The 22,076-nt window shown below is 52.7% G+C and carries 19 protein-coding genes, 1 pseudogene and 1 other annotated feature; of the genes and pseudogenes, 9 read left to right on the forward strand and 11 right to left on the reverse strand.

Annotated elements, in window-relative coordinates; translation table 11 throughout:
• Positions 1-17: 17 nt before the first annotated feature.
• From rimM to LQ901_RS02440, 4 genes are all read left to right on the forward strand, one after another.
• Positions 18-548, forward strand: coding sequence for a ribosome maturation factor RimM (gene rimM / locus LQ901_RS02425; protein WP_010864339.1), 531 nt, complete (start codon positions 18-20; stop codon positions 546-548).
• Positions 549-612: 64 nt separating this feature from the next.
• Complete coding sequence (gene trmD / locus LQ901_RS02430) at positions 613-1,365, forward strand: tRNA (guanosine(37)-N1)-methyltransferase TrmD (protein ID WP_010864338.1); 753 nt, start codon at positions 613-615, stop codon at positions 1,363-1,365.
• 33 nt (positions 1,366-1,398) lie between these two features.
• On the forward strand, positions 1,399-1,746 hold the full coding sequence (gene rplS / locus LQ901_RS02435) for a 50S ribosomal protein L19 (protein WP_010864337.1): 348 nt from the start codon (positions 1,399-1,401) through the stop codon (positions 1,744-1,746).
• Between the two features lie 385 nt (positions 1,747-2,131).
• Complete coding sequence (locus tag LQ901_RS02440) at positions 2,132-2,506, forward strand: hypothetical protein (protein ID WP_139800043.1); 375 nt, start codon at positions 2,132-2,134, stop codon at positions 2,504-2,506.
• Positions 2,507-2,654: 148 nt separating this feature from the next.
• Here LQ901_RS02440 and LQ901_RS02445 read toward each other — a convergent pair whose 3' ends face one another.
• The 6 genes from LQ901_RS02445 to LQ901_RS02470 all read right to left on the reverse strand — a co-directional run bounded on the left by LQ901_RS02445 (position 2,655) and on the right by LQ901_RS02470 (position 9,768).
• A complete protein-coding gene (locus LQ901_RS02445) occupies positions 2,655-3,104 on the reverse strand; it encodes an N-acetyltransferase (RefSeq protein WP_039045500.1) in 450 nt (149 codons plus the stop codon).
• A 74-nt stretch (positions 3,105-3,178) separates the two neighbouring features.
• Positions 3,179-3,568 carry a DUF2799 domain-containing protein gene (locus LQ901_RS02450; protein ID WP_010864334.1) on the reverse strand — a complete coding sequence of 130 codons (390 nt, stop codon included), beginning with the start codon at positions 3,566-3,568 and terminating at the stop codon, positions 3,179-3,181.
• Between the two features lie 92 nt (positions 3,569-3,660).
• Entirely contained in the window at positions 3,661-5,007 is a 1,347-nt protein-coding gene (locus LQ901_RS02455) for an anaerobic C4-dicarboxylate transporter (RefSeq protein WP_010864333.1), read from the reverse strand.
• Positions 5,008-5,574: 567 nt separating this feature from the next.
• A complete protein-coding gene (locus LQ901_RS02460) occupies positions 5,575-7,005 on the reverse strand; it encodes a carbon starvation protein A (RefSeq protein WP_039045502.1) in 1,431 nt (476 codons plus the stop codon).
• A gap of 346 nt (positions 7,006-7,351) precedes the next feature.
• Positions 7,352-8,068: a two-component system response regulator BtsR gene (gene btsR / locus LQ901_RS02465; RefSeq protein ID WP_152105398.1), complete on the reverse strand. Its 717-nt coding sequence runs from the start codon at positions 8,066-8,068 to the stop codon at positions 7,352-7,354.
• On the reverse strand, positions 8,056-9,768 hold the full coding sequence (locus LQ901_RS02470) for a sensor histidine kinase (protein WP_064978086.1): 1,713 nt from the start codon (positions 9,766-9,768) through the stop codon (positions 8,056-8,058). The genes btsR and LQ901_RS02470 overlap by 13 nt, the downstream gene beginning before the upstream one ends.
• 247 nt (positions 9,769-10,015) lie before the next feature.
• On the opposite strand from LQ901_RS02470, the gene LQ901_RS02475 reads away from it, so the two are divergent.
• Together LQ901_RS02475 and tyrA are read left to right on the forward strand one after the other, a co-directional pair.
• Positions 10,016-11,092, forward strand: a complete 1,077-nt coding sequence (locus LQ901_RS02475; protein WP_010864329.1) for a 3-deoxy-7-phosphoheptulonate synthase — start codon at positions 10,016-10,018, stop codon at positions 11,090-11,092.
• A gap of 21 nt (positions 11,093-11,113) precedes the next feature.
• Entirely contained in the window at positions 11,114-12,244 is a 1,131-nt protein-coding gene (gene tyrA, locus LQ901_RS02480) for a bifunctional chorismate mutase/prephenate dehydrogenase (protein ID WP_039045506.1), read from the forward strand.
• A gap of 129 nt (positions 12,245-12,373) precedes the next feature.
• Here the strand turns inward: tyrA and LQ901_RS02485 are convergent, their stop codons facing one another.
• The 4 genes and pseudogenes from LQ901_RS02485 to bamD all read right to left on the reverse strand — a co-directional run bounded on the left by LQ901_RS02485 (position 12,374) and on the right by bamD (position 16,516).
• Positions 12,374-13,222: a hypothetical protein gene (locus tag LQ901_RS02485; protein WP_255698510.1), complete on the reverse strand. Its 849-nt coding sequence runs from the start codon at positions 13,220-13,222 to the stop codon at positions 12,374-12,376.
• Between the two features lie 45 nt (positions 13,223-13,267).
• A pseudogene (gene pheA / locus LQ901_RS02490) lies at positions 13,268-14,407 on the reverse strand (bifunctional chorismate mutase/prephenate dehydratase); the annotation flags it as partial.
• A gap of 30 nt (positions 14,408-14,437) precedes the next feature.
• Positions 14,438-14,572: a sequence feature (Phe leader region), on the reverse strand.
• Positions 14,573-14,809: 237 nt separating this feature from the next.
• Positions 14,810-15,193, reverse strand: a complete 384-nt coding sequence (gene raiA / locus LQ901_RS02495; RefSeq protein WP_233671946.1) for a ribosome-associated translation inhibitor RaiA — start codon at positions 15,191-15,193, stop codon at positions 14,810-14,812.
• A gap of 585 nt (positions 15,194-15,778) precedes the next feature.
• Positions 15,779-16,516, reverse strand: a complete 738-nt coding sequence (gene bamD / locus LQ901_RS02500) for an outer membrane protein assembly factor BamD (RefSeq protein ID WP_010864325.1) — start codon at positions 16,514-16,516, stop codon at positions 15,779-15,781.
• A 145-nt stretch (positions 16,517-16,661) separates the two neighbouring features.
• Between bamD and rluD the strand changes: the two genes are divergently transcribed.
• The gene (rluD, locus tag LQ901_RS02505; RefSeq protein ID WP_064978084.1) at positions 16,662-17,639 is read left to right on the forward strand and encodes a 23S rRNA pseudouridine(1911/1915/1917) synthase RluD; all 978 of its coding nucleotides are present in this window, start codon (positions 16,662-16,664) and stop codon (positions 17,637-17,639) included.
• Positions 17,639-18,370 carry a purine nucleoside phosphorylase YfiH gene (yfiH, locus tag LQ901_RS02510; protein WP_047706661.1) on the forward strand — a complete coding sequence of 244 codons (732 nt, stop codon included), beginning with the start codon at positions 17,639-17,641 and terminating at the stop codon, positions 18,368-18,370. Before rluD ends, yfiH begins: the two co-directional genes overlap by 1 nt.
• A gap of 332 nt (positions 18,371-18,702) precedes the next feature.
• On the opposite strand, the gene LQ901_RS02515 is transcribed toward yfiH, so the two are convergent.
• Entirely contained in the window at positions 18,703-19,065 is a 363-nt protein-coding gene (locus tag LQ901_RS02515) for a hypothetical protein (RefSeq protein WP_010864322.1), read from the reverse strand.
• A gap of 369 nt (positions 19,066-19,434) precedes the next feature.
• On the opposite strand from LQ901_RS02515, the gene clpB reads away from it, so the two are divergent.
• Positions 19,435-22,008 (forward strand): ATP-dependent chaperone ClpB, encoded by a 2,574-nt coding sequence (clpB, locus tag LQ901_RS02520; RefSeq protein WP_010864321.1) that lies wholly within the window; start codon positions 19,435-19,437, stop codon positions 22,006-22,008.
• Positions 22,009-22,076: the final 68 nt, after the last annotated feature.

Here is a 22,076-nt window from a genome sequence, read left to right on the forward strand (position 1 = left end):
CCGTCTGGGTGGTTTCAATGAGTAAGCTGCTTGAGCCTGTGGTGCTTGGGAAACTGGGTTCTACATACGGTATCCGTGGTTGGCTCAGGGTGTACTCCTCCACCGAGGATTCGGAAAGTATTTTCGAGTACCAACCTTGGTTCTTGAAAACAGGGGGTCAATGGCGTGAGGTGGAGCTGGAAAGCTGGCGTCACCACAACAATGACCTGATCATCAAGCTGAAAGGCGTTGATGATCGTGAAACAGCCCACGCAATGACTAATGCAGAAATTGCCGTGGATGCTTCACAGCTACCTAAGCTGGAAGAAGGTGATTATTACTGGCGTGACCTGATGGGTTGCAAGGTGGTAAACACCAGTGGTTATGAGTTTGGTAAAGTCACTGACATGATGGAAACCGGCTCTAACGATGTTCTGGTGGTGAAGGCAAACCTGAAAGATGCTTTTGGAATCAAGGAGCGGTTAATTCCGTTCCTCGATGGGCAGGTTATCAAAAAAGTCGATCTCGCTACTCGAACTATCGAAGTAGATTGGGATCCTGGTTTCTGACCCGGGGCAGAGCAATCTGTCTGACGAGAATTGGCACTAAATCTATGTGGATAGGCCGAAACCTATGTGGATAGGAATAGTAAGCTTGTTCCCTGAGATGTTCCGTACAGTGACCGATTTCGGGGTAACCGGCCGAGCGGTAAAAAATGGCCTGCTCAGCATTGAGTGCTGGAATCCTCGCGATTTTACGCACGACCGGCATCGCACTGTCGATGACAGACCTTTCGGGGGCGGGCCGGGCATGTTGATGATGGTGCAACCCTTACGGGATGCGATTCATGCAGCGAAAGCGGCTGCAGGTGATGGGGCGAAGGTAATCTATCTGTCGCCTCAGGGACGCACACTGGATCAGTCTGGTGTGAGTGAGCTGGCAACGAACGAGAAGTTGATTCTGGTTTGTGGTCGCTACGAAGGCATAGATGAGCGCGTGATCCAAACCGAAGTTGACGAAGAATGGTCAATCGGCGATTACGTTCTCAGTGGCGGTGAGTTACCTGCCATGACGCTGTTGGATGCAGTCGCGCGGTTTGTTCCGGGTGTTCTGGGCCATCAAGCGTCCGCAGAGGAAGATTCCTTTGCGAACGGGTTACTGGACTGTCCGCACTATACCCGGCCCGAGGTATTAGATGGGATGCAAGTGCCGCCGGTTTTATTATCGGGGAATCATGCAGAAATTCGTCGCTGGCGATTAAAACAGTCGCTGGGCCGTACTTGGCTGAGAAGACCTGAGCTTCTAGAAAGCCTAGCTCTGACTGACGAGCAAGCGGTGCTCCTGACTGAGTTCCAAGAGGAACATCAGGGCAGTGAGCAGAACTAAAGATTCAGTTAATTCTAGGGTTAAGAGAGAATTATGAGCAATATCATTAAGCAACTGGAACAAGAACAACTGAAACAAAACGTACCGGCGTTCCGTCCTGGTGACACCGTTGTGGTACAGGTTTGGGTTGTTGAAGGTGACAAAAAGCGTCTGCAGGCATTCGAGGGCGTGGTAATCGCTAAGCGTAACCGCGGTCTGCACTCTGCATTCACCGTACGTAAAATCTCCAACGGCGAAGGTGTTGAGCGTGTGTTCCAGACTCACTCTCCACTGATCGACAGCGTTGCTGTTAAGCGTCGTGGTGCTGTGCGTAAAGCGAAACTGTACTACCTGCGTGAGCGTTCTGGTAAGTCTGCTCGTATTAAAGAGCGTCTGAACTAATCGCTGCGCGATACGTTCTCAAAATAGTGCATACTATTTATAGCGGTTGGCGAAAGCTGACCGCTTTTTTTATCCCTGTGATTTGGGGTTAAGCCGTTTTTTTCTCTATCTCCCTTGGCTGCCGGTAGGAAGCGATAGCGAATTGCGCTGGGAGTGAGCGGGGCTTACCGTTTCTGTCTTCTGTCTTCTGTCTTCTGTCTTCTGTCTTCTGTCTTCTGTCTTCTGTCTTCTGTCTTCTGTCTTCTGTCTTCTGTCTTCTGTCTTGTGCTGCTTTATTGGCTTGAACCGTAAATTTTTTGCGCTGAACCTTTTCAATTTCTGTTGTCTCAATCAATATAGACAAGCCCGCAGGGTGAGTCAGGGTGAGTATTGAGGTGTGCAGGAGATGATGAAACGAATTCTGGCTGCGGTGACGTTGGCGTTGTCCGCATCATGCAGCTACGCGGCAGAAGAGCCGATCACCGTACAGGGAATGTATGTGTGGGGGGAAGGGGTGGAAACTTTCCAGCCATGCAATGACCCGAGCGTGTTTTGGTTAAACGGGGATGAGGCCAGTTTGCAGCCATTGCGTCAGTTGGCGGCGGAGGTGATGAAGAAAAAGCATCAGCCTTACCAGCCCATTTATGTGGTGTTGCAAGTGACGGAAGATGTGCCGCAGGGCGAGTTTGCTGAGGATTATGACGGTGTATACCGCCTGTCTAAGGTGGAATCTTTTAGCGCCCAAATTCCGAAAGGCTGTGAGCGGCAGCAAGTGTATTAAACATCACGTTAGGTGATAAAAAAGGCTTTGTGACCAAGGCGAGGTATGTGCGCTCTGTGGTCCAAAGCCTTTTTTGTTGCATGCGGTGTTCTTGCCTAGCGTTTTAGCTTGTGTACTGAAGCGCTAGGCAAGGTGTGGATGCTGATAATCAGTGTTGCAACCACAGGTTATAGCTGTAGAACTCGTTATCGCGGATATAGCCTTCTTTTTCATACAGGCTTTGGGCGCGGGTGTTGTCATGCGCGGTTTGCAGCATAATATAACCGGCATCAGTTTCTTCACCCAGCGCTTTGCAGCGCGCCAGTAAGGCTTCGCCAACCCCTTGACGACGTGCGGATGGGGTTACGAACAGGTCGTACAGCCACCACACTGGTTTCATCTGCAGTGAGCAAAATGCAGGATACAGTTGGGCAAAGCCGACCGCTTCGCCAGCATCATTGACGGCATAAAAGATCACGGATTGATTAAATTGCAGACGGGCTTGCATGAATGCCAGAGCTTGTTCAGGCATTGGGTCGACTTGATAGAATTCACGATATTGTACATATAATGGCGCTACTTTCGCGGCATCTTGTACGGCTGCCTGATAAATTTTCATGTTGCTGTGCTCCGTGGTAAAGCGTGTGGTGAAGCCCGTTGTTAAGCTCATTGTGAAGCTTACAGTGAATTGGGCTAGCCCCAAAAAGGTTGCCAATCAATCTGTGAAACCCACCAGTCCCAGCCGCGCTGCCATGCTTGCTGATACTCTTGTGCGCCAGGCAAGGAGTTACATCCTTGCGGATAGGCAAGACCACGCGCGCCCCAGCGGAACAGTTCATCATTGCGGCAGATGCCGGTGAGTGCTTGATTAAACCCTTTTTGGTATTCAGTGAAACTGATTGGAGCGGTGTGTCTTTGGCACAGCGTTTCAAGATCTTGCGCGGTACGTGCGGCCCGACCGGATAGGGCATCGCGTTGTCCGATGAGCTCGGCATTGCCCGCTCGGCATTGTTCGGCCATATAGCGGTTGGTACAACCCGTCAGCGTAAGAATCAGTAAGCCAAGCCAGACCAGATGTCGCATACTTTGCTCCTCAATATGCTGTGGCAACATAGCAAAAAAAAACCGGTCAGGAGACCGGCTTTTAACATTATGTAACGCTAAACCACACTCGGTTATAAAAAGGTCTCTACTAGTAAGAAGCCTACTGTACAGGCGGTAATTACGCCAATCAGTCCCGGAATAATAAAGCTGTGATTGATAATGAATTTCCCGATGCGGGTTGTACCGGAGCGGTCAAAGCCGATGCAAGCCAGATCACTTGGGTAGGTTGGCAGCACGAAGTAACCGTAACAGGCCGGGAAGAAGGCTACGATCATTTTCGGGTCCACACCCAGCGCCAGACCCATAGGGGCGATGGCGGTCAGCGCAGCGGCTTGGCTGTTTACCAGTTTGGATACGAGGAACAGCACCAGTGCGTAGGTCCACGGATGGGCAACCACGACATCAGCCAGCACGTCTTTCAATTGCACCATGTGCGCTTGGAAGAAGGTGTCACTCATCCAAGCAACCCCGAACACCGAGAAAATCGCGACCATACCGGCTTTGAATACTGCGCCGTTGGCAATTTCACCCGGTTTGACTTTACACACCATCAGCATGATGGCACCGGCAATCAGCATCATCATCTGGATCGCCAAGTTCATTGATAGCATCTTGGTTTTGCCGTTTTCCAGCACAAACTCAGGACGCAGGCCATCAAACGCCCCCAGTAACACTACTACGGCAATGGCGGCGAAGAAAATACCGGTCGCCCAGTAGGCTTCTTTCGGGAATGTTTGGTTCAGCAGGGTTTCGGTGCTGCCATAGATAAATTCACGCTGCTTGGGATCTTGCAGTTTGGCTTGGAATTCAGGGTCTTTATCCAGATCCTTACCGCGGCGCAGGCTCCACAGTGCGGCGACCATCACACCACACAAAGAGGCCGGTACGGAGATAGCCAGCAGGGTCAGCATGCCGATAGGCTCACCAATGCCTTGCTTGGCGGCCAGAATTGAGAGCAGAGAAACCACGGCTACCGACACAGGAGAGGCGCAAATCGCCATCTGTGAGGCGACGGATGCTACCGCCATTGGACGCTCTGGACGGATATTCTTTTTCAGCGCGATGTCAGAGATGATAGGGAACATGGTGTACACCACGTGGCCGGTACCGCACAGGAAAGTCAGTGTCCAAGTGGTGAGCGGAGCCAAAATGGTGATGTATTGTGGATGACGGCGCAGCAGGCGCTCGGCGTATTGCATCAATACGTTCAGGCCGCCGGCGGTTTGCAGTACGGAAGCACAGCCAATAACCGCCAAAATGGTCAGCATAACGCTCACTGGCGGCTCGCCCGGCATCAGGCCGAAGACGAAGGATAAAATAAACAGGCCAATACCACTGATTAAGCCCAGTCCCATACCGCCAAAGCGGGTACCAACTAATAAGCACAGCAGTACGACTATAAACTGCAAAGCAATCATAAAACCAATCCCTGTTGAGTAATTAACTAGAGTGAATTAATAGGTACACAAAAAGAAAATATCTGCACGGGGATATCATCGTCTATTTCATCGGACAAATCTGAGGAAATGATCACCGAACCAGAATGCGCATTAAATAATCTGCCGTTTTATTGATCTGAGTAAATAAAATTCCCATTCGTGACACCTATTGCGCCTTTTGTCAGGGAAATAGATATGCTTTACCGAGGGTGAGTGAAATGGCGATAAATAAGGTGTGCTGAAAATCGTTAACGATAGGGCGGAATAAATCGGGCTATTAGCTAATAGTAAGAAACTCATAGCAAGAGCCGGTAATAAAAGAGAGTCTAAACGTTATCGTGAATACTTGTCGTAATATGACTGTTATTACCTTGCTAATAAAGCGTAGATAATAAGAGTGGAATAATTGTTGGCGTGCGCAAATAATAGTCAGTGTGTTATGTTTTTTCGCTATTTCTATCGAATCCCTTCGTTAAAATGACAACAGCCGCAAGGGCGGCTGTTGTGGGGCGATGTTTTTATCTGTAATGTTACTGATAGAGCGGATTAGCTGTTTTGCTCGGCCACAATCGCTTTGTCGCAGCGACGGATCTTCAAGAAGAACAGCACCGTTACTGCCACGGTCGCGCCCAGACCAATCACGGTCGAGATATCCATCGGCAGGTTAAATCCGATCTTGGCATTGGCCAGATAGGTAAAGCATACGGCGGTCATGAACATGGCCGGAACCGTGGCGACCCAGTGGAATTTACCGTGACGCAGCAAGTAAGCGGCGGCGGTCCACAGCATCATCATTGCGGTGGTCTGGTTTGCCCAACCGAAGTAACGCCAAATCACATCGAAATCGGTTTTGGTGATCATGTAACCCAGCACGAACATCGGCAGAGCAATCAGCATCCGCTTACTGATGGCTTTTTGTGGCATCTTCAGGAAGTCAGCAATGATCAGACGTGCAGAGCGGAATGCGGTATCACCGGAGGTAATCGGCAGGATCACCACACCCAGCACAGCCAGTGCACCACCAACCATCCCGAGCAGCGAGGTAGACACTTCGTGTACCACTTTGGCTGGACCACCGCTGGCCAGCGTGGCATTTAAGGCGTCGCTGCTTTCGTAGAAGCTCAGACCCAGCGTACACCAGATCAGGGCAATCACACCCTCACCGATCATCGCACCGTAGAAAATAAAGCGGCCATGCTTTTCATTTTGCATGCAGCGCGCCATCAGTGGTGATTGGGTAGCGTGGAAGCCGGATACCGCGCCACAGGCGATAGTGATGAACAGCAGTGGCCACAATGGCAGCTCGGTTGGATGCATGTTGGTGAACACGTCCATTCCCGCGCTGTAGAACGGCTTGTCGCTGACCATCAGGCCAATCAGCAGACCGGCCGACATAAACAGCAGCAGGGCGCCGAAAATAGGGTATAGACGGCCAATGATCTTATCCACCGGCACGACCGTGGCCAGAATGTAGTAGCCAAAAATGATGGCAATCCACATTGGCACGCTCCAACTGGTCAAATCTCCAAGCAGGCTGGCAGGACTCAGTACAAACACCACGCCGACCAGCAGCAGCAAGATGATGGAAAACGCATTCATGAAGTGCTTGGCAACAGTACCCAGATGGTTACCCACCACCGTTGGTACCGATGCGCCGTTGGCGCGAACGCTCAGCATCCCAGAGAAGTAATCATGCACCGCACCGGCGAAGATGCAGCCAAACACAATCCACAACATGGCGACCGGGCCATACAGCGCGCCTAGAATCGGGCCAAAGATAGGGCCAACGCCGGCAATATTTAGCAGCTGAACCAACCACACTTTGGCGTTGGACATAGGGACATAATCGACACCATCTTGCATCGCCAGTGCAGGCGTTTGACGCTCTGGACGGGGATTAAAGATCTTCTCGATTATGGCACCGTAAATAAAATAACCGGCGATCAAAATGCCGACGCACAACAGAAACCAGATCATACCTGACTCACTCTTTTTGTTATGGTGAATGTACTGAAGGGGAATGTACAAAGAGGTAGCTATACTCTACGCAATATCGAGTTGAATAGGTCGGCTTTTACGCTGAGAGGTTATATTGGCGATTAAGCGGTAATTATATTCGTTAAGTGGTTTTGGCGTGGGATAAGCAGTGGGCGATTGTGAAATAGTGTTTTAAACATCAAGGTGAGCGAATAAATATAATTATGAGATGGTTCACATTTTTATATTGATTGCATTTGATGTTTAGACTGAACGTAATATCAGAAAAAACGTAGCGGCATTAAAATAACATGCCGCGAATGTGAGTTTTATCACAGAGAAACAGTTACGGAATATTCAGATAATCTTTTACTGCGCGTAAATAACGGCGACTGACCGGCACTTTATGTCCACTACGGGTCACAATATCGACCTGCGTCGCATCGGTAAATTGCAGCTCGCAGATTTGCTCAGGATTGACCAGATATTGGCGATGGCAGCGCAGCAGTGGGGTTTTTTCTTCCAATACCTTGAGTGACAGTGGGGTATAGCCGCTTTGTTGGTGCGCCACCACTTGTACTCCGCTCAGATCGGTATGTGCGAACTCCACCTCTTCCAGATGTAAAAAGAAGATGCGCTGGTGGCCCTGACAGGGAATTTGGCGCAGAGGCGGTGTCGGTTCAGGTAAGACGAGCGGCTGCGGCGCGCTGGCTTGATACAGGCGCTGCAAGGTTTTTTGTAGCCGCGCCGGATCAATGGGCTTGAGCAAGTAATCGAAGGCTTGCTCTTCAAAGGCCTGCAAGGCGTAGTCATCGAAGGCGGTGACAAACACGATGTGCGGCATGCGGTTTTTATCCAGCATGCTGACCATTTCCAGCCCGCTGATCCGCGGCATCTGGATATCCAGAAACACAATATCGGGCTGATGTTGGTTGATGGCGCTCATCGCTTCGACCGCATTGGCGCATTCGGCCACGATGTGCAGTTGAGCTTGTTCTGCCAGCAGCTCGCGCAATTCGGCGCGCGCGAGTGGCTCGTCGTCGACAATCATTACGCTGAGCATACGCATTCCTCAGTTTCTTCGGCGCGGGGTAAATGTAAGGTGACGCAGGTGCGACGCTCCGGCTCGCAGTCGGTGCTGACGCCGTAAGCCTCGCCATAGCGCGCTTTAATGCGCTTATCCACCAAGCTCATGCCGAGGCCATCACTGCGCTTATCGGCGCAAAACAGCCCGGCATTATCCTCTACCGCCAAAAACAGGCCACGCTCCGTTTGGCGCGCACTGATCCGTATGTGGCCGGTTTCCAATGAGTGTGCGGTACCGTGCTTGATGGCATTTTCCACAATCGGCTGCAGGATAAACGCCGGAACGCGGCAGTGATGCAACGCGCTCGGAATATCCATTTCTACCTGCAGGCGATCGGCAAAACGCGCCAGCTCAATTTGCAGGTAGGCCGTGACATGCTCAATTTCGTCATGCAGGCTGACATCGCCGCTGACGCGTTTGAGGTTTTTACGGAAAAACGTCGACAGGTATTGTACCAAGTCCCGCGCTTGCTGCGGGTTGCGCCGGATCACGGCGGCAATGGTGTTCAACGCATTAAACAGAAAATGCGGGTTCACCTGCGCATGCAGCAACTTGATTTCGGTTTGTGCCAGCATCTGTTTTTGCTGCTGCAAACGCCCTGCCAGTAACTGATTCGACAATAGACGGGCAATCCCTTCCCCCAATGTGCGGTTGATGGAGGAGAACAGCTTTCGTTTCGGCTCATACAGTTTGATAGTGCCGATCACCTGTTCATCTTCACCGCGCAGCGGGATCACCAGCGATGAGCCTAAGCGACAGTCGGCGGCAATCGAGCAGCGATAGGGGTGCTCGTTACCGTCAGCGTACACCACCACATTGTCGGCAATCGCCTGCATGGTGTGTGGTGAGGTGATCGGAGTGCCGGGGCGATGATGATCGTCGCCAATGCCGATAAAGCCGAGCAGGACTTCGCGGTCGGTAATCGCCACCGCGCCCACATCAATTTCTTCGTAAATGGTCTGGGCAATTTGTTGGCTGGTGTGTTGGTTAAGCCCTTGCAGCAGTACGCCCACGGTGCGCTCGGCAATGCGTAGCGCCTTGGCAGAAAAGGCGATGGAGTATTTTTCAAACATGGCTTTGCGATCGAGGATGATGCGCATAAACATGGCCGCGCCGGTGGAGTTGGCAATCACCATCGGCAGAGCAATGTGTTGCACCAAGCGTTCGGCATCGGCGTAAGGTTTGGCCACTAGTAAAATCACCGCCATCTGCACAATTTCGGCCAGCAAGGTGATGGCGAAGACCACTAGGGTGTTAAACAGCAAATCGCCGTGGCCACGGCGCACCAGATAGCGATGTGCCAGTCCGCCCAGTAATCCTTCTAAAGTGGTGGAGATGGCGCAGGCCAGATCGGTAAAACCGCCCAAGCTGTAGCGATGTAAACCGCCCGTCAGGCCAACGGCTAATCCCACCACCGGCCCGCCAAGCAAGCCGCCGAGTACCGCGCCGATAGCGCGGGTATTGGCAATCGCATCTTGAATTTGCAAACCAAAATAGGTGCCCAGAATACAAAAGCCGGAAAACATCACATAACAGATGATCTTGTGTGGCAGGCGGACAGAAACCTGCATCAGTGGCGTGAACAGCGGGGTGCGACTTAATAGGTAAGCGATCACCAGATAAACGCACATCTGCTGCAACAGCAATGAGACCAACTCGATATGATTAATTTCCATGCCCAATCCTGCCGATTATCCGGTCGTCTATTCTACCGGATTATTTACTTTACAGTGGGTAATGTTTTCTTTACGAAAATGGCTTGAAAAGTTTACGCCAGTTGATATTGTGAGCTGACGCAGGATTGAACAACCTCCTGCTGCTCTGTTGCAAATACCCACAGGTTGTCACTGAGAACCACTGACCGGCAGGGGCTGGGCGCAGTGACCATGAACCCAAAACGTTAAACCAAAGGATGAAGCCGTCATGCACAAAGATGCGTTAAATAATGTCCACATCAGCGCCGAACAGGTGATGGTGACCCCCGATGAACTGAAGGCCAAATTGCCAATCAGTGAACGTGCGTTGAATCAGATTGCGGCCTCGCGTCGTACCATTGCCGATATTATTCACCGCCGCGATCCTCGTTTGCTGGTGGTGTGCGGCCCATGCTCGATTCACGACCCTGAAGCGGCTATCGATTATGCTCGTCGTCTGAAAGTGCTTTCCAACCAGCTGAGTGACCAGTTGTATATTGTCATGCGTGTCTATTTTGAAAAGCCGCGCACCACAGTTGGTTGGAAAGGGCTTATTAACGACCCGTATATGGACGGCTCTTTTGATGTGGAAGCCGGTCTGCATATTGCCCGCTCGCTGCTGATCAATTTGGCGGAGATGGAGATCCCACTGGCGACTGAAGCACTCGATCCGATCAGCCCGCAATACATCGGCGATCTGTTTAGCTGGTCGGCGATCGGTGCGCGCACCACCGAATCGCAAACGCACCGCGAGATGGCCTCGGGCTTATCCATGCCGGTGGGGTTTAAAAACGGCACTGATGGCAGCCTGAGCACCGCGATTAACGCCATGAAAGCGGCCGCCATGTCGCACCGTTTCATGGGCATTAATCAGGCCGGACAGGTGGCGCTGTTGCAAACCCAAGGCAACCCTGATGGTCACGTGATCTTGCGCGGCGGCCATCGCCCGAACTATTCGGCGGCTGATGTGGCGGAATGTCAGGCTCAAATGGCAAAGGCAGGACTGACCGGTGCGCTGATGGTAGACTGTAGCCACGGCAATTCCGAAAAAGATTTCCGTCGTCAAGGTCAGGTATTGGATGCGGTGGTCAGCCAAATTCAGGCTGGTAACCGCTCCATTATCGGGGTGATGCTGGAAAGTAACCTGCATGAGGGAAACCAGTCGGCAGAGCAGCCGCGTGAGCAGATGCGCTATGGCGTGTCGGTTACCGATGCCTGCATCAACTGGGAGGAAACGGAACAAGTATTGTGCCGGATTCACAAAGAGTTAGCGCCGCACCTGAATGCGCGTCAGGCGGCGGCATAAAGCCCAACAAGAGGAAACACCATGGTGGCAGAACTGGCACAACTGCGCGATCAAATCGATGCTGTAGATCAGGAGATGCTGGGCTTGTTAGCCCGGCGTTTGGAGCTGGTAAAACAGGTGGGCGAAGTGAAAAGTCGCTGTGGCCTGCCAATTTATGTTCCGGAGCGCGAAGCCAGCATGCTGACCGCGCGGCGTGCGGAAGCGCAGCGCTTGGGCGTGCCGCCGGATCTGATTGAAGATATTCTGCGCCGCGTGATGCGCGAGTCTTACTCCAGCGAAAATGACAGCGGTTTTAAGACCGTGCATCCTGCGCTGCGACCGATTGTGGTGATAGGTGGCCGTGGGCAACTAGGTCAGCTGTTCTGCCAGTTATTTACGTTGTCTGGCTATCAGGTTCGAGTGCTGGAAAAAGAGGATTGGGCTGACGCCGACCATTTGTTGGCGGATGCGGGCATGGTGGTGGTGAGCGTGCCGATCTGTTTGACCGAAGAGGTGATTGGTCGGCTGCGTCAGTTGCCGGAAGATTGCATCTTGGCGGATTTGACCTCGGTGAAACAGCAACCGCTGCAAGCGATGCTGGAAATTCACCGTGGGCCGGTGGTGGGTTTGCACCCGATGTTTGGCCCGGATGTGTCGAGTCTGGCCAAGCAAGTGGTGGTGGCCTGTGATGGCCGCGAGCCAGAAGCTTATGCGTGGCTATTGGAGCAGATCAAAATCTGGGGCGCGCGGGTACACCGTTTGCCAGCGGCGCAGCATGACCAAGCCATGACGCTGATTCAGGCATTACGCCACTTTGCGACTTTTGCCTATGGCTCGCATCTGGCGCAGGAAAATGCTGACCTAGAGCAGTTGTTGGCGCTGTCATCGCCGATTTACCGTTTGGAATTGGCGATGGTTGGGCGATTGTTTGCCCAAGATCCGCAGCTGTACGCTGACATTATTCTGGCTCAGCCGCAGAATCTGGCGATGATCCGGCGTTTCCATCAACGCTTTGGTGAGGCGATTAGCTTGCTGGAGCACCACGACAAATCGGCCTTCATGCAGCGTTTTGCCGAGGTAGCACAATGGTTTGGTGAGTATGCCGAGCAGTTTCAGGCCGAAAGCCGCGTTTTGCTGCGCCAAGCCAATGACTCGTTGGTGCATCGTGCTTAATAGTCCAAAAATCGGCTAGCCAGAATAGTCGGTTGAACTCAGCATATTTGCTAATCATGCGATAACCACGAGAGCACAAGATAAAAAAGCGGCGCAGTGCGCCGCTTTTTTATTGCCGTTGATGGCATGTTAGCGCAGCGTTTGCATCAGTTCCCCGAAGGCCAGAGCATCCAGAGCGGCAGTTGAGTCGGTTTCAGCGGTGATTGACGCATCTCCCGGCAACGCCAGCGGCAGCAGTACGCCGTGCGCGCCAGCACTGCGCGCGGCTTGTACCAAGGCGGGTAATAAGCGGGCATCGCTGGCAAATACGCTCGGTGCTACTATGACCGGCATGTCTGCCTGTTGGCATAGCTGCGCGGTGGTGACCAGATCCCAACACGGTGCACTTTCTGTGGTGCGCTGGCTCCCCGTTTCACAAAAAATCACTTGCTGATTGCCTTGGCTGCGCACGGTATTGGCCGCCGCGAGCAAGGCGGCGTTATCCATGTCTGGCGCGCGACTGAGCATCACCGGACATGGCGTTTTTCCGGCAGCGTGTAGCAGCGCGGTGTTGTGCATTGCCTGAGGCGGGATGTACAGTAAATCGGCTTTAGCCGCCAGCGTGGTCAGGTGCGTGGTGGTGGTCACTGGCAGCAGCAACGGTAACTGATAGCGACGGCTAATATCGCGCAGCAAATCGGTCAGAGCTTGTTGCGCGCCACTGTTTGCCTGTGCCTCTTCGGCCAAGGTCAACGGTAAGCTGAACAGGGCGCCGCCAAATTGTTTAACGGTGGCAGCGCTTTGCAGCAGCGCCTCACGGCTTGCGCCATGCATCGGGCCGGCAAATACCCGAAACGGCTGTTGACCACCGAGAGTGACAGCGCCAATGCGGACATTACGGCACGGCGCAGCGTCGAGATCGTGCGTATCCTCGGTGGCAGTGGCGCGCACGCCGCGCTCAATACCATGTCCTAAGATAGGCTGCGCGCTCAGATGCATCGCTTCGCGTGAGTGTGGAATATGCGCTTCTGGCGGTACCTCGGTTGGGATCACGGTTTCTGATGGGTAGCAGCCCAGCACTTTGACATAGCGGGTCTGGCGGCTTAACAGGCGCAGCGCCGATTGCATACGCGCTTCGCTAAGATTGCCTTCCACATCCAGATAAAACATCTCTTCCCACGGGCGACCGTTGATCGGGCGTGACTCAAGCTTACTCATGTTGATGCCGTGATCGCGCAAAATCAGCAGCGCCTCCACCAGTGAGCCCGCATGCTGGGCGGTGGACATGATTAAGGTGGTCTTGGCGCTCACTTGTGCCGCCACCTCCACCGGCTCGCGGGCGACCACAATAAAGCGGCTGATGTTTTCCTGCTGATTGGCGATATTGCCTTGCAGAGCGTGCAGGCCGTATAACTCACCGCCTTCGGCATTGCTGATTGCCGCCACGTGCGGCGATTGCAATTGCGCCACTTTTTGCATCGCGTGCGAAGAGCTTTCACAGAACTCCAGTTGCACCTGACCCAGCGTTGCCAAGAACTGACTGCATTGTTGCAGCGGTTGCGGGTGGCTATAGACGGTGTGAATTTGATCGGCACTGGTCTCTTGCGCGACCAATAAACAATGCTCAATCGGGTGGGTCAGCTCACCAACAATCGACAGCTGGGTGTGCTGCAGCAGATCGTACACGTCATTAATCGAGCCGGAGCTGGTGTTCTCAATCGGCAGCACCCCGTAATCGGCTTGGCCTTGTTCAACTTGTTTGAGAATTTCATCAAAGGTGCGGCAACTGATCTCCACCAAACGGCCTGTGTGGCGCGCGGCGTATTTACGCGCCGCCAGATGGGAGTAAGAGCCGCGCATGCCGAGAAAGGCGATTTTATGCTGTTGGGTTTGCGCAGGGTTGAGCTGTTGTTGCAGGTAGGCTTGCTGGGTTAACACCGAATCTTCAATGATGGTGTGGTAAATCTGGGTGACATAATGCGGGTCTAACTGTAGCTCATGGGCTTGCTGGATCAGTGCGCTGAGTAAAATTTGCTCGCGTTCGGTATCGCGCAGCGCAGTCAGGCTCTTTTCCTTGCTGCGGGCCACATCCAGGGCCAGTTGGCGGCGCTCGGCCAGCAGTTTGAGCAGCGAGCGGTCCAACTGGCTGATGTGCTGGCGGATTTGGGTTAAGTCCTGACTCATGGTGTACATCCTTGCTGTGCGTGAAACGGGTAAAAAAAAGCCCCCCGAGGTGGGAGGCTGCTTTGTTCGTCTTGGTTTTCTTTTGCGCGTAACGAAGCGGCCTCCTAGTGTGGGCGGCTAAAAAAGCTGAAAAAGAAAACCATGAAAAACAAAGGCATAAAAAATCTCACTGGCGATAAGAAACAGGCAATGGAACGTGTGAAGTGGTTTTAAAGTAGCCAGAAGGGCGTGTGCTTGTCAACGGATTTATCGGTGCCGCGAGCGCGGGCGGGAAAGTGGGCGCGGTAGGCTGCGAGCCAGATAACGAAAAACGCACCCTTACGGGTGCGCTCTCCTGAAATTTGACCAGATAACCACTATGACTGAATCATTTATCGACAATGTCGTTTGTCATGTTATTGGTTATAGCGTGGTTTCAGCATCGTCCTCTTCAGCAATTTTTTCAGCCAGTTCTTCTTCCTGCAGACGGTTTGCTTCTTTCACGCTCTGCATTGAACGGCGCGATTCGCCTTTGTGTTGCAGCTTGTTCAACTGACGTTCCAGTTTCAGCAGCATCTCATTAATGGCTGCATACATATCATGGTGTTCGGCGCTGGCAACCAGCTGACCATTGGCAATGCCGATATTGGCTTCGGCGACAAATTCACCTTTTGGCGTTTTCCCCAAGATCACGTGTGGTTTAATCAGCGGAGTTTGCCATTTTTCCAGTTTGGTCAGACGGTCTTCGACATGATCGCGGATAGCCGGAGTGATGTCCATTTGTTTGCTAGTAATGTTAACTTTCATAGGCTTACCTCTTGTCTATCCCGCCATTGGGCTTAGCTTCAGAATACTTAAGATGGATAAATAAAGTGTGATATAGATCACATTATTTTGCTAATGAACATTCTGTTAAACAAAGTGTGAGTTGGTTAAGTAAAATTGATACGGTGGGCTTGCTGTTCCGAGAGTACTGGGGCAGGATGAGAGAGTTAAAGCGCAAGAAACGGGATGGCTTTTGTCTTTTTTCGTTTTAAAAACAGCATCTTGAGTAAATGTTAAACAAGTGGCCATTCCCTACCAAGATTCCCTTCTGTTGTTTTGCTGGTTCTCTTCCCTTTTACATCACCCTTCGCTGGTCGTTGAGCGGCAAAAGTTGTCTCGAGCTGTTGCTGGTAGAGGCTAATTACCTATGTTTGCTGGCGTTGGCGCGAGCAAAACACTGCGGTGACGATAAAAAAACCGATCAGAAAACGTATTTGGTGGGATAAATAAAGACAATAAAAAACGCGCCCCAAGGGACGCGTTGGTATTCTTTATTTCAATGCGCCGTTGTCAGTGCGGGGCTAATTCGGTACTGAGACCTACACTACACTGACGTTCGTGCGTGAATTAGGCGCTTACGGGGTTGGCAGCAATCAGCTTCGCCACTTTGGCCGCTTCAGCGGTCAGGCCCAGTTGCTGATAGGCATTTTCCATCAGCGGCAGGGCTTCACGGGCGGCTTGGGTGTCTGGATAATCACGCAGCATCTGCTCAACCCGATTAATCACCGCGACATACGCGCCACGTTTGGTATAGTACTCGGCCACGGACAGCTCATGCTTGGCCAGACGGTTTTTCAAGAATACCAGACGGGCATGGGCATCAGCGGCATACTGGCTATCAGGATAACGCTGGATCAGCATGGTGAAGTCACGGTACGCCTGACGGGCGTGATCGGGGCTACGATCAGAGCGATCGATACCGAAAATGCCGTGCAACAGGTTGTTATCATAGGCCATATCAGTCAGACCGCGCATATACAGCACGTAGTCCGCCTGAGGCGAAGTTGGGTTCAGACGCAGGAAACGGTCGATGGAAGCCATCGCCAAGGCCAGATCGGCTGACTTATAATAAGCGTAGATGAGATCAAGCTGTACCTGCTGGGAATACGGACCGAACGGATAGCGGTTGTCCAGCGCTTCCAGTTGGGTGATGGCCTCGCGGAAGTTACCGTCTTGCAGTTTTGCCTGTGCGTTGGCATAGAGTTCGGACGGCGGCACATCCGGTACGGTTTCCTTGGTGTTGGAGCATCCTGCTAACGTGACGGCAAGAGCAGCTGATACCATCAGGGCTGTAATACGCTTCATGACGTTCTCGATCATCCTCAAGTGGCTTGCGGGAGTCTTTTGGTTAAGATCCCAGCAAAGAAAATGTACAATTGCCGGCTATTCTAAACGGCATGCCGTTAAAACCCAACGTTAATACACTCAACGTTAATAAAGAAGTTGCGACATGGCACAACAAATTGAACTTACTGCGACAGTGGCTTACGAGCAACTCGGGCAACGCTTAGACCAAGCTCTGGCTGAGTTGTTCCCAGATTACTCCCGCTCGCGCATCAAAACCTGGATTCAGGATGGCTGCGTACGGGTCGATGGCACTGTCGTCGATCGCCCGCGGGAAAAGGTCCTCGGCGGTGAGCAGATCGCGGTCATGACCGTTATCGAAGAGCAGGAACGCTGGGTAGCTCAGGATATCGCACTGGATATCGTTTATGAAGATGAACATATTCTGGTGATTAATAAGCCGCGCGATCTGGTGGTCCATCCGGGCGCCGGTAATGCGGACGGCACTATTTTGAACGCCTTGCTGCACTACTGCCCATCGATTAGCGATGTGCCGCGAGCCGGGATCGTGCACCGTCTGGATAAAGACACTACCGGTTTGATGGTGGTGGCGAAAACCGTTCCGGCGCAAACCCACTTGGTGGAAGCGCTGCAGCGCCGTGAAATCACTCGTGAATACGAGGCGATTGCCATTGGCATCATGACCAAAGGCGGTACCGTGGATGAGCCGATTGCGCGCCATCCAAGTAAGCGTACTCACATGGCGGTGCACCCAATGGGTAAACCGGCGGTTACGCACTATCGGATCATGGAGCGTTTCCGCGCCCATACCCGTTTGCGTCTGCGTCTGGAGTCGGGGCGTACGCACCAGATCCGTGTCCACATGGCGTATATCAGCCATCCACTGATTGGCGACCCGTTGTACGGTGGCCGTCCACGTCCGCCAAAGGGCGCGTCGGAAGAGTTTATGCAGGTACTGCGTCGCTTTGACCGTCAGGCTCTGCACGCCACTATGCTGCGTCTGGTGCACCCGATCACCGGTGAGCAAATGGAGTGGCATGCGCCGATTCCACAGGATATGGTAGAGCTGGTGGAAGCGCTGCGTGCCGATACGCTGGCGCACAAAGACGAGATGGATGACTGATGAACTGGATTGAGCCGGACTGGCCAGCGCCCGCCAAGGTGCGTGCGCTGAGTACCACCCGTGACGGGGGGATGAGTGAAGGTCCGTATGCCAGCCTGAATTTAGGTTCGCATGTGGGCGATTCACTGAGCGCTGTCGATCAGAACCGTGCGTTGCTGCGTAACGCTGCGCGCTTGCCGCATGAGCCGGTCTGGATGGATCAGGTTCACGGTACACGTGTGCTGACCCTGCCGCTGGCTGACGGTGAAAGTAAACAAGCCGATGCGGCGTTTACCGCCACTGCCGGTCAAGTCTGTACCGTGATGACCGCCGATTGCTTGCCGGTGCTGTTTTGCAGCACCGATGGCAGCCAAGTCGCGGCAGCCCATGCCGGTTGGCGCGGCCTGTGTGACGGGGTACTGGAAAAAACCGTGGCCCGTTTTGGCGTCGCGCCAGCGCGCTTGATGGCGTGGATGGGCCCCGCGATTGGCCCACAGGTTTTTGAAGTGGGCGAAGAGGTGCGTGAGCGCTTTATCCAGTTCAATCCCGCAGCCGCTATGGCGTTTCAGCCGCATGGCGATCGCTACTTAGCCAACCTGTACCTGCTGGCGCGTCAGCGCTTGCTGGCGGCGGGAGTTGGCGCGATTTATGGTGGTGATTATTGTACCTATAGCGATCCTGAGCGTTTCTTCTCGTTCCGTCGGGAGTCAGAAACCGGTCGTCAGGCCAGCTTGATCTGGATTGAAGAGTAATCGCTTGTTTCTCGTTTCCCTCGATTTTCTTGGGTGAAGGCTTCCTGTGAGGAACGCACTGAGGGAAACGCCCTTGGTGAAAAATCCCTAGGGAAGATAAGGGAAGATAAGGGAAGCTCAAACAAGAAAAAGGCACGCTGCGGCGTGCCTTTTTTATTGGCCGAAACGGAGAGATCGGCACTTATGTAACAGAAGCTATCTTTAGCCAACGCTGTGTTTAACCAAAGAGGTGTTTAATCAAAGTTTCTTTAGCAAGAACATGGTTAACAAAAACCATGTCACCGCAATGGATTAATACCCGCATTTCGGCACAGAAAAAATCCGTACTGCGGCTATTCTTTATCGTGCGCGTGTTTGTGGTGCTCACGAGATGGCATTTTATGGTCGTGATGTTTCACATGGTGGTGACGCTCATCGCTGTGGGATGCGCCTTCACGGTGTTTAACGGGGTGTTTGTGTCCTTCCGGATCGCCACCATGCTGAGTATGTGGATGGCTCTCTTCATGTTCGCGCTCTGGGTGGTGATCTTTGTCGTGCACATGTTCACCGGCAGGCTCACCGTAGCGCGCCCGCATACTTTCATGCACGTGCTCGGCGGTATGCTGAGTTGTCAGTTCGCGAGTATGTGGCTCTTTACCGTGGCCTTGATGCGCCGCTGGTTCGCTGTGGCAGCAGCCTGATTTATGTTCTGACATATGAATCTCCTTAGTAACCCCGCGATCTGGGCGATCTAGCCGTACGGTGACGGGGAGGCAACAAAATAGATTAAGTACATCACCTCTTTTACGCCTTCAGCCACGAAAGCTCTATGCTTAAACGTTGAATAAAAACAACAAGATGTAACAGAAACTCCCAGAAGGAGAATCACTGTTTTTTTTACAAATTGCGGCAGGGTGTAATAGAAAAAACCATGACAGGCAGTACAGTGCGGAGTGAAATTTAATGAGACTGATTGTATAAGGCGAGTAAAACATTTTAGGTGTGATACTTGAAAAGAGCCGAACAGTCCTTATCTCTTGTTATGAGAGTAAGTATTTGCATACAACAACCTGACTGGAGGTGTTATGCGTCTGGATCGTCTTACAAGTAAATTTCAGGTTGCGCTGTCGGAAGCGCAATCGCTGGCGCTCGGACGCGATCATCAGTACATCGAACCGGTTCATTTAATGCTGGCATTATTGAATCAGGAAGGGGGTACTGTTCGACCGCTGCTGACGAGTGCCGGTATTGATGTGGCTGCTGTGCGCGCCGAGCTAAATCAGGAGCTGGATCGAATTCCGAAAGTCGAAGGGATCGGGGGCGATGTCCAACTGTCTCAAGATACCGTGCGTCTGCTGAACCTGTGTGACAAAATTGCGCAAAAGCGCAATGACAAATTTATCTCTTCTGAGCTGTTCGTTCTGGCAGCAGCAGAAGAGCGCGGCAAACTCGGTGAGTTGCTGCGCAAACAAGGTGCGACCTTAAATAAACTGAATGCGGCGGTCGATCAGATGCGCGGTGGTGAAAATGTGAATGATGCTAACGCCGAAGAATCGCGTCAGGCATTGAAGAAATTCACCATCGATCTGACCGAGCGTGCTGAGCAAGGCAAATTGGATCCGGTGATTGGCCGTGACGAAGAGATCCGCCGTACCATCCAAGTCTTGCAGCGTCGGACCAAAAATAACCCGGTATTGATTGGTGAGCCTGGGGTGGGTAAAACCGCCATTGTCGAAGGCTTGGCGCAGCGGATTATTAACGGTGAAGTGCCCGAAGGCTTGCGGCACAAGCGGGTGTTGTCACTGGATATGGGCGCGCTGATTGCCGGTGCTAAATATCGCGGTGAGTTTGAAGAGCGTCTGAAAGGCGTGCTGAATGAGCTGGCTAAAGAAGAAGGCAGCGTCATTCTGTTTATCGATGAGCTGCATACCATGGTCGGCGCCGGTAAAGGCGATGGCGCGATGGATGCGGGCAACATGCTCAAACCGGCACTGGCGCGCGGTGATTTGCACTGTGTGGGTGCCACCACGCTGGATGAATATCGCCAATACATTGAGAAAGACCCAGCATTAGAGCGTCGTTTCCAGAAAGTGTATGTGGCGCCGCCAAGTGTTGAAGATACCATCGCCATTTTGCGTGGTCTGAAAGAGCGGTATGAGCTGCACCACCACGTGCAGATCACCGACCCAGCGATTGTGGCGGCGGCAACCTTGTCGCACCGTTACATTGCCGACCGTCAGTTGCCAGATAAAGCGATTGACCTGATTGACGAAGCGGCGTCTAGCATCCGGATGCAGATTGACTCGAAACCTGAGCCACTGGATCGCTTAGACCGCCGGATTATTCAGCTGAAACTTGAGCAGCAAGCGCTGCAAAAAGAGTCGGACGAAGCAAGCCGTAAGCGTCTGACCATGCTGAACGAAGAGCTGGAAGCCAAAGAGCGCGAATACGCCGAGCTGGACGAAGTCTGGAAGGCAGAAAAAGCGGCGCTGTCCGGTACTCAGCACATTAAAGCCGAGTTAGAGCAAGCGCGTACTCATCTGGAGCAAGCACGTCGTGCTGGTGATTTGGCCCGGATGTCTGAGCTGCAGTACGGTAAAATTCCAGCCTTGGAAAAAGAGCTGGAAAACGCCAGTCAGACCGATACGCACGATCTGCAATTGCTGCGTAACAAGGTGACCGATACTGAGATTGCCGAAGTGCTGTCGAAAGCCACCGGTATTCCGGTTGCGCGGATGCTGGAAGGTGAGCGCGATAAGTTATTGCGTATGGAGCAAGAGCTGCATAAACGCGTGATTGGTCAAAACGAAGCGGTGGAAGCGGTATCGAATGCAATCCGTCGTAGCCGTGCCGGTTTGGCTGACCCAAATCGTCCGATTGGTTCGTTCTTGTTCTTAGGCCCAACCGGGGTGGGTAAAACCGAGCTGTGTAAGGCACTGGCTAACTTCATGTTCGACAGCGATGATGCCATGGTGCGTCTGGATATGTCTGAATTCATGGAAAAACATGCGGTGTCTCGTCTGGTCGGGGCGCCTCCAGGTTATGTGGGCTATGAAGAGGGCGGTTACCTGACTGAAGCGGTACGTCGTCGTCCATACTCTGTCATCCTGCTGGATGAAGTGGAGAAAGCGCATCCGGATGTGTTCAACATCTTGCTGCAAGTGCTGGATGATGGTCGTCTGACTGATGGTCAAGGGCGTACGGTTGATTTCCGTAATACCGTGGTGATCATGACCTCTAACTTGGGCTCTGATTTGATTCAGGAGCAGTTTGGTACGCTGGATTACGGTGAAATGAAAGAGTTGGTGATGAGCGTAGTGAGCCGTCACTTCCGTCCGGAATTTATCAACCGGATCGACGAAACCGTGGTGTTCCATCCACTGGGTAGCGATCAGATCAAGTCGATTGCGGCCATCCAGTTGCAACGCCTGTACAAACGCTTGGAAGAGCGTGGTTATCAGGTGCACATGAGCGAAGCGGCGCTGGAGCACATCTCTAAAGCCGGCTACGACCCGATTTTCGGTGCGCGTCCGCTCAAACGTGCTCTGCAACAGGAAGTGGAAAACCCACTGGCACAGCAAATTCTGTCTGGCGCTCTGTTACCGGGCAAACCGGTCGAGCTGGAGATGGAAGACGGCAAGATTGTTGCTCGTCAGTAACAGCAATCCGTTGCGAAACGTACAGAAAACAGGTGACTTCGGTCACCTGTTTTTTTATGTCGGTTAGC

It is taken from the genome of Plesiomonas sp. PI-19 (genome assembly GCF_021368255.1).
Lineage (GTDB): Bacteria > Pseudomonadota > Gammaproteobacteria > Enterobacterales > CAMTGL01 > Plesiomonas > Plesiomonas shigelloides.